Annotated in this window: 12 protein-coding genes; 8 read left to right on the top strand and 4 right to left on the bottom strand. The window is 71.3% G+C overall.

All coding sequences use genetic code 11. The features are described 5' to 3' along the window. Together ACQP00_RS45660 and ACQP00_RS45655 are read right to left on the bottom strand one after the other, a co-directional pair. The gene (locus tag ACQP00_RS45660) at nucleotides 1–1,791 is read right to left on the bottom strand and encodes an arabinofuranosidase catalytic domain-containing protein (RefSeq protein ID WP_433209683.1); all 1,791 of its coding nucleotides are present in this window, start codon (nucleotides 1,789–1,791) and stop codon (nucleotides 1–3) included. Nucleotides 1,792–1,883: 92 nt separating this feature from the next. Then, complete coding sequence (locus ACQP00_RS45655) at nucleotides 1,884–2,192, bottom strand: hypothetical protein (protein WP_433209681.1); 309 nt, start codon at nucleotides 2,190–2,192, stop codon at nucleotides 1,884–1,886. Nucleotides 2,193–2,364: 172 nt separating this feature from the next. Between ACQP00_RS45655 and ACQP00_RS45650 the strand changes: the two genes are divergently transcribed. From ACQP00_RS45650 to ACQP00_RS45630, 5 genes are read left to right on the top strand one after another with little or no spacing between them, the layout of a single operon-like run. Continuing rightward, a complete protein-coding gene (locus tag ACQP00_RS45650) occupies nucleotides 2,365–2,724 on the top strand; it encodes a hypothetical protein (RefSeq protein WP_433050403.1) in 360 nt (119 codons plus the stop codon). A 1-nt stretch (nucleotide 2,725) separates the two neighbouring features. After that, nucleotides 2,726–4,030 carry a glutathionylspermidine synthase family protein gene (locus ACQP00_RS45645; RefSeq protein WP_433209679.1) on the top strand — a complete coding sequence of 435 codons (1,305 nt, stop codon included), beginning with the start codon at nucleotides 2,726–2,728 and terminating at the stop codon, nucleotides 4,028–4,030. A 28-nt stretch (nucleotides 4,031–4,058) separates the two neighbouring features. Further along, the gene (locus tag ACQP00_RS45640) at nucleotides 4,059–4,919 is read left to right on the top strand and encodes a hypothetical protein (RefSeq protein ID WP_433209677.1); all 861 of its coding nucleotides are present in this window, start codon (nucleotides 4,059–4,061) and stop codon (nucleotides 4,917–4,919) included. Then, complete coding sequence (locus ACQP00_RS45635; protein ID WP_433209675.1) at nucleotides 4,916–5,461, top strand: GNAT family N-acetyltransferase; 546 nt, start codon at nucleotides 4,916–4,918, stop codon at nucleotides 5,459–5,461. Before ACQP00_RS45640 ends, ACQP00_RS45635 begins: the two co-directional genes overlap by 4 nt. A gap of 56 nt (nucleotides 5,462–5,517) precedes the next feature. After that, nucleotides 5,518–5,664, top strand: coding sequence for a hypothetical protein (locus ACQP00_RS45630; protein WP_433209673.1), 147 nt, complete (start codon nucleotides 5,518–5,520; stop codon nucleotides 5,662–5,664). Nucleotides 5,665–5,720: 56 nt separating this feature from the next. Here ACQP00_RS45630 and ACQP00_RS45625 read toward each other — a convergent pair whose 3' ends face one another. Continuing rightward, a complete protein-coding gene (locus tag ACQP00_RS45625) occupies nucleotides 5,721–7,604 on the bottom strand; it encodes an adenylyl cyclase (protein WP_433209671.1) in 1,884 nt (627 codons plus the stop codon). Between the two features lie 252 nt (nucleotides 7,605–7,856). Between ACQP00_RS45625 and ACQP00_RS45620 the strand changes: the two genes are divergently transcribed. Next, a complete protein-coding gene (locus ACQP00_RS45620; protein WP_433209669.1) occupies nucleotides 7,857–9,659 on the top strand; it encodes a PH domain-containing protein in 1,803 nt (600 codons plus the stop codon). A gap of 33 nt (nucleotides 9,660–9,692) precedes the next feature. After that, entirely contained in the window at nucleotides 9,693–10,319 is a 627-nt protein-coding gene (locus ACQP00_RS45615) for a DUF899 family protein (protein ID WP_433209667.1), read from the top strand. Nucleotides 10,320–10,378: 59 nt separating this feature from the next. Here ACQP00_RS45615 and ACQP00_RS45610 read toward each other — a convergent pair whose 3' ends face one another. Then, nucleotides 10,379–11,965 carry a cellulose binding domain-containing protein gene (locus tag ACQP00_RS45610; RefSeq protein ID WP_433209665.1) on the bottom strand — a complete coding sequence of 529 codons (1,587 nt, stop codon included), beginning with the start codon at nucleotides 11,963–11,965 and terminating at the stop codon, nucleotides 10,379–10,381. A gap of 380 nt (nucleotides 11,966–12,345) precedes the next feature. Here ACQP00_RS45610 and ACQP00_RS45605 point away from each other — a divergent pair, with 380 nt between their 5' ends. Next, on the top strand, nucleotides 12,346–13,080 hold the full coding sequence (locus ACQP00_RS45605) for a hypothetical protein (protein ID WP_433209663.1): 735 nt from the start codon (nucleotides 12,346–12,348) through the stop codon (nucleotides 13,078–13,080). Nucleotides 13,081–13,091 lie beyond the last annotated feature (11 nt).

The raw sequence follows: 13,091 nt of genomic DNA, 5'->3' as shown, positions 1-13,091 counted from the left end.
TCAGGTCACGGTGAAGCGCTGCGCGGCGGAGCCGTTGCAGTCGTACTGCTGCAGCCTGGTGCCGTTCGCGGTGGCCCCGTTCGGCGCGTCCAGGCAGCGGCCCGAGGACTGGTTGCGCAGCGAGCCGTCGGCCTGCTGGGTCCAGGTCTGGGCGCTGCCGCCGGTGCAGTCGGCGAGCTGCACCCTGGCGCCGCCCGCCACCACGTCGAGGCAGCGGCCCAGGGTGCGCAGCGAGCCGTTCGCGCCGCGCTGCCAGTGCTGGTCGAGCGCGCCCGGCTGGCAGTCCCAGAGCTGGACCGCCGCGTTGTTGCCGCCGTTGTCGTCGCCGGCCACGTCCACGCACGTGCTGCCGGGGCCCGTGACGGGGCCGCCGCCGGTGACCGTGAACTTCTGCGGCGCGAGGCCGTTGCAGTCCCAGATCTGCAGCTTGGTGCCGTTGGCGGTGGCGCCGCTGGGTGAGTCCAGGCAGCGGCCGGAGACCGGGTTGCGCAGCGAGCCGTCGGCCTGCTGGACCCAGCGCTGGTACGCCCCGCCCGCGCAGTCGGCCAGCTCGACCTTGGTGCCGTTGCCGGTCGCGTTGCCCACCAGGTGCAGGCAGCGCCCGAGCGCGGCCACGGACTGGTCGGAGCCGTGCACCCAGCGCTGATCCTGGCTTCCCTGACAATCCCACAGTTGTACCGCCACGCCGGGACCGTTCGCGTCCTGTCCGTCCGCGCACTTGCCACCCGGACCGGTGAGCGGAGCGGCCGGCGCGGGACTGTTCGCGCCGCCGCCGTAGCCGGCCGCCACGATGTTCGCCTGCACGGCGTCGTCGGCGGCGTCGGTCGGGTACCCGGCCGTCATCACGCCCTCGAAGAAGGAGCCGATCGCGCGGTTGCTGTTGTCGCCGCCGGTGCCCAGCACGATCGAGCCCTCGAGGTGCATCGGCTGGTACCCGCCGGCCGGCAGGGCGCCGTTCCACCAGGTGCTCAGCCCGCCGGTGCGCGCGTCGCCGCCCTTGAGCGCGAACGTGTGCTGCCCGTCGTTCTTCAGCAGCGCGGTCACGAACGGCGTGGCGTTGCCGAGGTTCGCCGGGTTGGGGCCGCTGCCGAGGTACAGCCCGTTCTCCAGATCCGCCACCACCCACGGCCCGGCCCCGGTGCACGGCGGGGTCTTCACGCAGCGGGTGGTCAGCGAGACGGCGTCCATGTGCCCGTTGCCGGTGTCGGCGATCTCGGCCTCGGCGTTGCCGTAGTCGAAGCAGCACTGGTCGTTCACGTGCCCCCCGGCCGCGACCATGTACATGCCCTCGGGCTGCCCGCCGGTGGCCACCCCGGCGCCGACGCGGTGCCGGTAGCCGGTGCGACCGTTGAAGTACACGCCGTACACGTGGTGGCCGCCGGCGGTGACCGGCAGCGCGGCGGCGTTCGCCCCGACGTCCTGGCCGCCCGCGGTGCCCGGGCCCTCGATCGTCAGGTCGTTGTGGCGGGGCGACTGGTCGTAGATGACGGTGATGACGCAGGCGGTCCCGGTGCAGAAGGCGTCCTGGGCGTCGGCGTCGGCGTACCCGCCGGCGGCGAGCAGCCCGATGTCCAGCACGGTGCCGTCGGAGGCGCGGCGGACCTGGTAGAGGCGGCCGGCGTACCCGGAGTACAGGGCGCGGGTGGTGCTGTGGGCCCCGACGCACGGCGTGCCGGCGGCGCCGTAGATGTCGCAGGGCTGGGCGGTGGCGGCCTGGGCGGGCTGGGGCAGGGCGACGAGACACCCGAGCCCGAGCAGCAGGACCACCACGGCGCGGAGCCGTGATCGCATCAGATCTCCTCGACGAATACATCGCGGTGGGTCGATGCCGCGAGTATCGCGAGGCCGAATTCTTCCTGCCAGAACCCGGCGAAAAGGAAGTCTCAGCGAGTGTCGTCGAGCAGCCGCCGGACCACGGACAGCTCGGCCGCGACCTCGGGCGCGGTGCCGGCCGTGGCCGAGATCCGGTCGATGAGATCGCGCACAGCGGCGGTGTCCGGGTGCGCCGCCGCCAGCTCGGCCTGCAGCGCCAGCGTGAACCGCTCGGCCGCGGCCGGGTCGGCCACCCGGCCCCGCTCCCGGCGGATGGCGGCGACCAGCGCGGAGTCGCCGGCCTGATTGACGATCATGAGCCCGTGATCACCGATCTGCCCGTTCGGGGCCTCGCCGCCGCCGATCTCGAAGTTGCTCACATGGCTCAGGCTAGGGCGGGGGTGCCAACCCGCCCATCGAGCAATCCGGGGACGAATTCCGGCAACCGACCGAAGGAAAGCGCCATTCGGTCACTGTCGCGGAACGGCTCGTCCCCTCGCGCGATTTGCGAAGGTCATTTACCGTGCTAAGGCACACCTGAGGGAGCGGACGATGAGGCGATCCAAGTCGGTGCCACTGGGCCGGAGCTATCTCGCGCTGGCGGCGCTGGCGGCGACGGGCGGTCTGGCGGCATGCGGCCGTGAGAAGCAGACGTACTGTGCGGATCAGAACGGCGTTGTCGTGCCCGACTACCGGTGCGACGACGGCTCGCCCGGTCACTACTACTACACGGGCAGTTACGGCCGGGGCCGCTCGCCGGGCTACCGGCTCGGCGGCGGCGGCAGCCGCGTCTCCTCCACCGACTCGGTCGGGCGGAGCAACGCCGGGCTGCCCGCGACCGGGCACGTGAGCAACGGCAAGGTCAGCTCGGGCGGCTTCGGCAGCAGCAGCGGCAAGAGCTCGGGGAGCTGACGTGCGCCGCATCGCCGAGGGCGCCGTCCGGCCGGACTGGCGGCAGCAGATCGCCTCGCAGGGGATCGTGTTCAGCGAGACCCCGACGCCGGACGGCGGCACCATGTCGTACTGGCGCGAGGGGCCGTTCTACGACTTCTCCTCGCGCGAGATCGACACCCTGACGGCGAGCGCCGCGACCCTGTTCGAGATGTGCGTCGCGGCCGGCGACTTCGTCATCGACCACAACATGTTCCAGCTGCTGGGCATCCCCGAGTTCGCCCGGGACCAGATCAAGCGCACCTGGTGGGACGACGAGACCGAGCCGGGCGGGCGCAGCAAGGGCGACTACAGCCCGAGCATCTACGGCCGGTTCGACATCCGCTACGCGGGCGAGTTCTCCGGCCTGCCGCAGCTGCTGGAGTTCAACGCCGACACCCCGACGTCCCTGCCCGAGGCGGCGGTCGCCCAGTGGTACTGGATGCAGCAGACCGGCCAGGGCAAGGACCAGTGGAACGGCATCCACGAGGCGCTGGTCGCCGCCTGGCAGCGCAACCTGGGCCGGCTCCGGCAGGCCCGCACCCACCTGCTCAACCCGATGACCGTGCACTTCGCGTGCGACCGGTCCGAGGAGAGCGGCGAGGACCTGTTCAACACCGAGTACATGATGGAGACCGCGCGGCAGGCGCTGGAGCCACAGGGGTACCGCGTCAAGTTCCTCTGGATGGACGAGATCGGCGCGGGCGACGTGCAGGCCGGCGACCGGTTCTACGACCCCGAGGGCCAGCACATCGACGTGCTCTTCAAGTTGTACCCGTGGGAGTGGATGCTGCAGGAGCAGTTCGCCAAGCAGTGCTTCCGCGACATGAGCGACCCGCGCCGGGACAGCACGGTCTGGATCGAGCCGCCGTACAAGATGCTCTGGAGCAACAAGGGCCTCCTCGCGGTGCTGTGGCACCTCTTCGGCGACGACCCGGAGAAGAAGGACCTCCTGCTGCCGGCGTACTTCGAGTCCGAGCGCCCGGAGTGGATGACGTCCTACGTGCGCAAGCCCCTGCTCGGCCGCGAGGGCGCCAACGTCTCGATCATCGTGGACGGCGTCACCAAGACCAGCACCCCGGGCGACTACGGCGGCCCGTTCGTGTGCCAGTCCTTCGCCCCGCTGCCCGCCTACACCGACCCCCGGGGTGGCGAGTGGCACCCGGTCCTGGGCGTCTGGATGATCGACGGCGAACCGGCCGGGCTCGGCATCCGCGAGAGCGCCGGGCTGATCACGGACAACCTGAGCCACTTCGTTCCGCACACCATCGACCACAGCGGCTTCTAAGAGCGCCGCAGTTTCTGTAGGAGACGGCATGAACGGTACCGCCGACCTGATCGCGGTGCTCCAGGTGCTCATCGTGATCCTCGGCGTGGGCGGCGGCTGGTGGCTGCTCAACGCCGTCACCTCCTTCGACGACCACGACGAGCTGTGGGCCCGGTCGAACTGGGGGTACCTCGTCCAGCGGGTCGGCTTCGTCGCCGTCCAGGTCATCGGCGTGTCGAGCCTCGTCGGCCAGGACCTGACCAACTGGAAGTCGCTCGCCTGGGTCGGCGGCGGCATCCTGTGGGCGACGCTGCTGGCCGTGCTCGGCTTCTGGATCACCGACTGGATGATCCTGCGCACCCGCGCCACCCCGCTCGGCGCGCTCAACACCGTGCCGCTCTCCGTCGGCCTGGTCCGCCTCGGCTTCTACCTCGGCCTGGCGCTGGTCGTGCGGGCCACGTTCATCGGCCAGGCGCCCAACCTGCGCACCTCGCTGATCTCGACGGCCGTGTTCACCGTGGCCGGGATCGCCGGCCTGGTGATCGCGTTCTACCTGCATGGCCTCGTCGCCCACGGCAACCTGCGCCTCGCCATGGTCCAGGGCGGCGTCACCGAGGGCCTCGAGTCCGCGGGCGTCCTCACCGCTGTCGGCCTCATCCTGTACGGCTCGATCGCCGGCGACTTCACCACGTGGCCCGAGAGCCTGGCCGGCTTCGGTGCCGCCCTCGGCATCGCCTACGTGGGCCTCTACATCGCCCGGTACCTGATCGACTGGTTCGTCCTCACCGGCGAGTGCACCCTCAAGACCATCCACGCCCAGCAGCAGACCGGCGCCGCCAGCCTGCTCGCCTTCCTCCTGGTCATGGTCGCCCTGCCGATCAGTGCGGTGATCAACCTGTACGTCGAGTGACCCCGCCCGGCACCGCCCGCCTCACGTTCCACGAGATGACCCCGGACGACCTCGACGACCTGGACCGGCTCGTCGGCGACCCGGACGTCATGCGGTTCTACCCGCGGCCCAAGACCCGGGCGGAGACCCTCGAGTGGATCGAGCGCAACCGGCGCCGGTACCGCGAGGACGGCCACGGCCTGTGGACCCTGCGGCTGCGGGCCGGCGCCATTTTCGCGGGCGACTGCGGCCTGACCATCCAGCGCGTCGACGGCGTGGACGAGCTCGAACTGGGCTACCACGTCGTGCCGCGGCTGCAGGGGACCGGCCTGGCCACCGAGGCGGCGCGGGCGTGCCGGGACTGGGCGCGCGACGTGCTCGGGGCGGACCGCGTGATCGCGATCATCCACCCGGACAACCTGGCATCGCAGCAGGTGGCGCTGCGTGCGGGGCTGACCCTGGAGAAGCGGACCGCGGACTACGGGCCCGGCGCGGAGGTCCTGGTGTATGCCAGGCGGCTCACCGGTAACGCGGAAGATCGTTCGGCGCGCCTTACGGGTTGAGCGTTTCGTCACAGCTCAGGGCGTTTGTTGTAACACGTATGGGGTACCGATGACGCATGGAAAGCGCGGTGCTCAGCAGTGACGTCCGGGAAAACCAGGTCAACGTCGAGCCAGAGGACGCGTCGGACGATGTGTTCTGGCTGCCGGCCGAGGCCGGCACCTCCGTCGCCGGCCCACTCGCCGACAGGCGATTCATTCTCTGATATGCGAAACGGCGCCCGGCCGAAGAGCCGGGCGCCGTTCTTGTTCGTGCGGGGGATCAGCTCGCCGGGTAGCTCGTGACGTAGCTGGGCGCGCCCACGCCGGTCTCGGTCGCCACCGGGGCGCCCGTGTCGTTGACCACGTGGTCGATGGTGCCGGCCGCGAGGTTCACCGTCAGGATGTCGTGGAGCTTGACGCCCGGGCGGTTGGGGACCTCGAAGCCGTGCGCCGCGTGGATGGTCGGGTCGACGTTGGTGAAGATGTAGCTGCCGCCACCCCACAGCTCGTGGGTCTTGACCTTGTCGTTGACCTTGTACGCGGCCCAGCCGAGCACGCCGTCGTGCTGCCACGCGGCCTGGTTCGGCGGGTCGTACGGGAGCTCGTTCTGGAAGAAGATCGTCTTGCCGCGCTCGCCGTTCCAGATCACGTTGTACTGCTGGTAGTGCTCGACGAACAGGCCCGTCGCGAGGACGTCGTCGCCGTTGACGATGACGCCGTTGCGGCCGGTGTTGATGTCCCAGCCGACCGAGCCCGCGACGCCGTGGTCCGCGCGCCAGGCCCAGATGTCGTCGAGGATGACGTGGTCGGAGTTGACCTCCAGGCTCACGTCCGCCTTGCCGACGTGCGGGCCGCCGACGCGGAAGAACACGTCGTGCAGGACCGTCGGGTCGTTGGCGTCACCGAGGTTCAGCGCGCCGCCGAGCTTGGTGCCGACCTGCATCAGCGCGGGCGAGTTGACGGTACCGGCGTCGATCATGATGCCGGACACCGAGATGCCCTTGCTGTCGGCGATCCACATCGGGACCGCGCCGCCGACCGCGGTCAGCGTGGCGATGCCCATGCCGAGCACCACGGTGTCCGGGCGCCAGACGAGGATCGAGCTGTTGATGTTGTACACACCGGGCGTGAAGATCAGGTGCTTGCCCAGCGCGAGCTGCAGGTTGATCTGCAGCACCGAGTCCGACGGCTTGGCCAGGTAGACGTCCGACAGCGGGATCGAGCGGCCCGCGGTCGGCCCGTTCACCCAGCTGGCGCCCGAGCTGTTCTTGCGCAGCGCGGGCTCGAAGACGTTCCACTTGCCCTTGCCGTCGATGTACAGGAACGGCTTCTCCTTGCTGGCCGGCGTGCTGTCCAGCGTGGTGTACGGCGGGTTCGGGAACTGCTGCGCCGGCGCGCCGACGGCCCCGCTGAACACCTGGTTCCACACGGCGTTGGACCAGGGCCCGATGTTGCTGTCCCGGACCAGGAACTGCTGCTGCGAACCGTTGGTCGCCGAGCCCAGGACCGAGTCGGCCATGAAGCCGCCGCTGGCGTACTGCGGGCCGGCGGTGCAGTAGTCCATGAACGTGGTGTTGCCGTTGATCTTCACCCGGCGCAGCGGCGCGGCCTGGGACACCGCCCAGAACTCACCGGACGCGCGGCAGCCGGTCTCGCCGGCCACGTTGATGGTGAGGTTGGACATCGACCGCCAGAAGTTGACCAGCGCGATGCAGTTGTCCGCCGTGAGGCAGCGGTTGTACACGTCGACGTGGCCGTTGATGACCGTGTCGGTGGGGTTGAGCCCGAGGCCGGCCACCTCGGTGTAGTACCCGACCTGGAAGACCAGCGGGTGATCGGTCGTGCCGTACGTGCCCGGCTTGAACAGCAGCGTGTAGCGCTGCGTGCCCATCTCGTTGTCGACCTGCTGGGCCAGGACGGCGTCCGTGGTCGCCTTGATCTGCTCGACCGTCATCGACGGGTCGAAGATCTTGACGTTCGGCCCGAAGTCGGGCTGGCCGGACGACCCGCGACCGGCGGGCGCGGCCGCGGCGGCGCCGGGGGTGGAAACGGCGGCGACCGCGGTCAGCAGCACGGCCGCCCCGAGGGCGAACCACCGGCCGCGGCGGCGTCCGGTCGTGCCGGCAGACCTGGCGGACGCCTGGCCGGAGGGAACCAATGGCATGAAACGCGACCTACTTTCCTCCGGTGGCGCGCAACCGCGACTCAGGGCGACGATGGGGCGAGCATCGCGAGGCGGGGGTGACGCGCCACAAATGCGAGAGAGCGCTTTCACGGCAGGACGTTACAGGGAACATCGCGACTGGTCCACGGGTACAAATCGGCCTTGATGCCCACGGAACCCGCTCTCTTGCAGGGTGACCGTCCGACCCCGCGCAAGCACCGGGGCGCCGCGCTGGGGAAGAATGGCGGGCAAATGACCCCGCTGCTGACCGCCGACGTCTTCGGGTGGACCGTGCGCCCCGTGCGCTGGCGCCGCGCCCGCGCGCTGCTCGTCGTGGTGGCCGCCATCGCGGTCCTGTCGCTGCACATCGCGTTCGACCCGCCGGTCGAGTGCTCCGACGCCGCCCCGTGCGGCCCGGACTGGCTCGACGGGCTGCTCTTCGGCCTCGTCGCCGCGCTGCCCGTGGTCGCGTTCGTCTCGCTGCCGGTCACCGCCTGGCTCGCCGCGCTGTTCTTCACCACCGACGCGATCTGGCAGGTCGCGCACCCCGACCTCGCCTCCCCGCCCTGGCTCACCGGCGCGGACGCGGCGCTCGCGGTCCTCGCCTTCGTGGCCGCCCGGCTGGCCCCGCCCGGGCTCGGCACCGCCGCCGAGATGTGGGCGGCGACCACCTTCCACCGCAAGCCGCCGGCGCCCGCGTCGCTGCCGCGCTACGGGCTGGGGTGGCGGCTGCTGGCCGTACCGATGCTGCTGCTGGCTCTTGGCATTGCCGGGTCGGCGCTGCTCGCGCAGTCCGACGCGGACGACCGGCTGGCCGCCGCCGACCGCGTGACGGCTGAGGTCACCGCCCACCCCGACGAGTACACCCTGGAAGTGCGGCTGCCGGGCGCCGCTACCGCACGCGTGACGGTCGGCGACTCCGACGAGCATCCGGTCGGCTCGCGGGTCGCCGTCCTGGTCGGCGGGGACGGGCTCTACCAGCTGGTGAGCGAGCCGTACGACACGAGCGGCTGGCTCTCCCTCGCGGTGCTGATCGCCGGGCTGGCCGCGGGGTGCCTGGCCCGCGCGCGGGAACGCTCGGCGGCCGCGCGCGCGTTGTTCGCGGGGGAGCAGCCCGCGACCGAGGTGTACGTCTGGGCGCTCGGCGGCCGCGTTGCCGTCTACGCCACCGACGCCCGGCCGGGCGAGCCCGCGCTGATGGAGTTCTTCGCCCTGGCCCGGCACGGCTCCGACGAGATCCGCCCCGGCATCCTGTTCGGCGTGCCGGCCCAGCGGCACTGGTGCGCGGTCGCGGTCGACGGCGAACTGCTCGTGCCGCGCGGCCCGGCCCGCAGCGGACGCTTCGCTCCCGCCTACGGCGGCCCGGCACCCGACCCGGACCTCGACGACGCGACGGGCGTTCCCGACCCGGCGCGGCTGCCGCTGCGGCCCGAGGAGATCCTGGCGCTGCGGCCGGAGGACGTCGCGGCCGACCCGGAGACCGTGCACACCCACCGGCACAACCGCTTCTCCGGCTACGCGGTGGTGCTCGCCTCCTCCTGGCCCTTCCTCGTCATCCTGTCCCGGCTGCTGCCGGCCCTGCCGTACTGGGGCGCGGTCGCGGTCACCGCCCCGATCACCGCGATCGCCTGCCTGTCCGGGTGGCGGCTGTTCCTGCGCCCGCGGGTCAGCTGGAACGGCGCCGGGCTCAGCGTCGTCGGCAGCATCGGCGCGCGACTGCTCGTCTGGTCGGACGTGCACGCGATCCGCTCCGACCGGCACGGCGCGGTGACCATCGAGACCGACCACCACGGCGCCGGGCTGGTCGTGACCGCGCGCGGCGAGCACCCGCTGCTGCCGCGCTTCCTGTCCGGCGAGGAGCGCACCGGGCACCAGCTGTCGGGGGCGCTGCGGCTGTCGATGGAACGCGCGGCCGCGCGGGTGCGCGAGCGCGTCCGGGACACGGTGTCGCTGCCGCCGGCCCCGGTCGCCCCGCCGGCCCCGGCCCTGCTCTATGCGGCGTGGATGGCCGAGACGCTGCTGTACGCGCTGGTGCTGACCGGGCTGTTCGGTTAGCCGATCGAGGGGCGCGCGGGCAGAATCGGGCCCATGGAGAAGCCACGGATCGTATCGACGGAGGAATATCGGCAGGCCCGCGACGAGCTGCTCATCGCCGAGAAGGAGGCGACCCGCAAGCTCGACGCGATCGCCGCCCGGCGCCGGCGGCTGCCGATGGCGCGCTTCGGGGAGTACACGTTCGACACCCCGGACGGCCCGCGCACGCTGGTCGACCTGTTCGAGGGGCGCGACCAGCTGGTGGTCTACCAGTTCATGGACAACGGCCCGGACCACTTCTGCCCGGGCTGCACCGCGTTCACCGACAACATCCCGCCGACCGCCCTGCCGCGCCTGATCGAAAAGGGTGTGAGCTGGACGAACGTGTCCAACATGCCGCTGGCGCAGATCGAGAAGTACAAGGCCGAGCGGGGCTGGAGCATCCCGTTCGTCTCCTCGCGCGGCACCACGTTCGCCGACGACTGCGACGCGGGCGGCGGCTTCATGCTCAGCGTGTTCCTGCGCGACGGGGACACGGTCTACCGCACGTACAACACGACCCAGCGCGGCGTGGACCGGCTCCTGTTCTCGAACAACATCCTCGACGTCACGCCGTACGGGCGGCAGGAGGACTGGGAGGACTCGCCGGCCGGCTGGCCGCAGAAGCCGACCTACGGCTGAGCCACGGGCGGGGTGATCCGGATGGGTGCGGCATCCGGATCACCCGCCTCAGCGCGATCTCAGCCCGTGTAGCCGGCGAAGATCTTCGAGAACTCGTACGGGGACTGCGGGACGTTCGTGCACATGTACAGCGCCCCGTTGCACGCGTTGCGGTCGCGGGTGGTCTCCCAGAAGGAGAGCATCCCGAGGTGGTTGGTCTGGGCGAACGAGACCAGCTGGCGAGCGTCGTTCTGGTCGTACGTGCCGCCGTCGTCGTTCTTGCCCAGCATCGGGGTGACGCCCAGCATGCGCCAGACCTGCGCGTCGGTCTTGCTCGGGTACAGGCCCTTGAGCTGCGTGAACGTCGACTGCGCGGCCTGCACCGCGAAGTTGCCGTAGTCGCCGCTGCTGCGCTGGTAGTCCATCGCCATCACGTTGACCAGGTCGAGGTTGACCCCGGCGTCGCGGGCCGAGCGGACCACGTTGACGCCGTCGCTGGTGAGGCCCTCGGGCAGCACCGGCAGGGTCAGCGAGATCTTCACGTTCGGGCGGGCCGCCTGCAGCAGCGCGAGGGCCTGCGAGCGGCGGGCGATCGTGGTCGGGTCGGCGACCGCGGCACCCTCGATGTCGAGGTCGATGTACTTGAGGTTGTACGCGTCCACGACCGCCTGGTACTCGGCCGCGACCTGGGCCGCCGTCGAGCACGCCTGGGCCAGCTCGATGCCGCTCGCCCCGCCGAAGGAGATCTTCACGTCGCCGCCGCGGGCGCGGATGGCGTCGATCTGGTCCTTGGCCCAGCCGGCCCGCGGGTCGTACGCGTTGAACCAGGACGCCTTGCACCCGGCGCTGTTGACGAACGCGAGCGTGAAGTTCTTCAGGTTGCCCGCGGTCGCCATGTCGGTGAGCGTCGGCGTCGGCCAGGCGCCCATGTCGACGTACGGTGCGGTGGCCAGGGTCGTGCCCCCGCCGCCTCCGCCCCCGCCGCCACCGGCCTGGGTGGTCGCGCTGACCTGGTTGCTGGCGCCCGAGGCGTTGCCGGCGCCGTCGCGGGCCTTCACCGTGAAGGTGTAGGCCGTCGAGGCCGACAAGCCGGATACGGTACCGCTCGTGCCCGTCACCGATGCCGCCAGCGTCCCGCCCCGGTAGATGTCGTAGCCGGTCACGCCGACGTTGTCGGTGGACGCGTTCCAGGCGAGACTCACGCTGGAGGACGTCGTGGCGGTGACTCGGAGACTGGACGGTACCGACGGCGCGGTCGTGTCTGTAACGCCCGCGCACGAAGCGCCGTTGAGCTTGCAGTTGGCCGGCTTGCCGGAGCCGGACACCAGGAACCCGAAGCTGGCGGTGGCACCCGGCGCGAGCGGCGCGTTGTAGCTGCGGTTGTTCGCGGTGACGTGGGTGCCGCTCTGGGCCATCAGCGCGTCCCAGTAGCTGCCGAGCGTCGAGCCCGACGGCAGGTCGAACTCGACCTTCCACGTCGAGACGGTGGCGGCCGTTCCGTTGCTGATCGTGTACTTCGCCTGGTAGCCGCTGCCCCAGTCGGAGTCGTAGCTGAGCGTCGCGGTCAGGGAGCCGGCGGCCTGCGCCGGGGTCGTGATCGCCGCGATGCCGCCCGCGGTCACGAGGACCACCGCGGCCGCGAGGGCGATCCGGAGTCGGGATGTCATCACTGCCTCCAGACAAGACAGAGTCCTATTGAGGCACAACGATAAATAAACTTAACTAAAAGTCAATGCCGCATCGGTACCGCGCGGTCGATCGCCCACCCCGCTCAGCCGCTCCCGCCGCCTTGGTGAGGGGTGTTTCCGCTGTTCGGCCCCGTCCTGTCGAGTTGGTCGCCGGGGCCTGACGCTGCTCACGGTGGCGATCTGTCCAGGCTTATGCGGGCGGCTTGTGCGGGCGTGGTCGGGTCGGGCGGCCGTGCCGGGGCGGGAAGTTTCCGTGGCGTCGTCACCCTCCGCGTCATCCTCACCCGGGTCGGGTGATGCCAGGGGGCACAGTGTGAGCCTTCAATGTGCGAACCCGGTTCGTGGGGCATGATGTGCCGATGGGACGGCACGAGCAGCGGCAGCGGGCTTCGGTCTGCGTGATTCGCGACCCGCGCTGCGCCGTGCCGCGCTGGCCCTGGCTGATCCCGCCGCTCGGGCTCGCGCTGTTTCCGGCCGGGGTGGTCGCGGCGCTGTTCGGGGCCGGGGCGCTGCTGCTGGTGGTGGGCGCGTTCATGCGGTACGGGCTGGGCGGCGTCCGCATCTCCGGCGCGGCGCTTCCCGAATGGCTGGCGGCCGAGGCGGCCCTGCGCGAGGTGCGGCTGCGCTGGCCGGCGCTCGGGGCCATGGCCGAGCCGGCGGACATCCGGCCGACGCTGGAGATCACGCGGTACAACCTGGCTCGGCTCATCGCGGCCCGGGTGAGCCTGCGCGCGAACCTCGACGAGCTGCGCGCCACCCGCACGGACCTCGCCGCCGGGCGTCCGCGCGAGTCGCTCGGCGGATGCCTCTTCGAGGAACTGGACGAGCGCATCGAGGCGGCCGAGGATCGGCTGCGCGACCTGGACGCCCAGCTCGCGGCGCGCACGGCGGCGCTGGGGCGGCTCGCGGCGTCGCTCGATCACCACGAGCGGCGGGAGCTGGCCGGCGCGCGGGCGCGGGTGCTGCTGGCCGGGGACCTGCCGGGGGAGACCCTCGTGGCCGACCCTCTCGCCGAGGTGGGTGAGCGGACGGCGGCCACCCTTGCGGCGTACGAGGAGCTGTCCGAACTGCGACCCGGACCGTCCGAAACGTGATCGTAGGGTCG

This window comes from Dactylosporangium sp. CS-047395 (assembly GCF_050942185.1).
In the GTDB taxonomy this organism is placed as follows: domain Bacteria; phylum Actinomycetota; class Actinomycetes; order Mycobacteriales; family Micromonosporaceae; genus Dactylosporangium.
This window is presented reverse-complemented; position numbering and strand designations above follow the sequence as displayed.

Coding starts and splice junctions, on each gene's coding strand:
- ACQP00_RS45625 (WP_433209671.1), bottom strand. CDS start 7,604: ATGCCATTGGTTCCCTCCGGCCAGGCGTCCGCCAGGTCTGCCGGCACG.
- ACQP00_RS45650 (WP_433050403.1), top strand. CDS start 2,365: ATGAGGCGATCCAAGTCGGTGCCACTGGGCCGGAGCTATCTCGCGCTG.
- ACQP00_RS45615 (WP_433209667.1), top strand. CDS start 9,693: ATGGAGAAGCCACGGATCGTATCGACGGAGGAATATCGGCAGGCCCGC.
- ACQP00_RS45630 (WP_433209673.1), top strand. CDS start 5,518: ATGGAAAGCGCGGTGCTCAGCAGTGACGTCCGGGAAAACCAGGTCAAC.
- ACQP00_RS45620 (WP_433209669.1), top strand. CDS start 7,857: ATGACCCCGCTGCTGACCGCCGACGTCTTCGGGTGGACCGTGCGCCCC.
- ACQP00_RS45605 (WP_433209663.1), top strand. CDS start 12,346: ATGGGACGGCACGAGCAGCGGCAGCGGGCTTCGGTCTGCGTGATTCGC.
- ACQP00_RS45640 (WP_433209677.1), top strand. CDS start 4,059: ATGAACGGTACCGCCGACCTGATCGCGGTGCTCCAGGTGCTCATCGTG.
- ACQP00_RS45610 (WP_433209665.1), bottom strand. CDS start 11,965: ATGACATCCCGACTCCGGATCGCCCTCGCGGCCGCGGTGGTCCTCGTG.
- ACQP00_RS45660 (WP_433209683.1), bottom strand. CDS start 1,791: ATGCGATCACGGCTCCGCGCCGTGGTGGTCCTGCTGCTCGGGCTCGGG.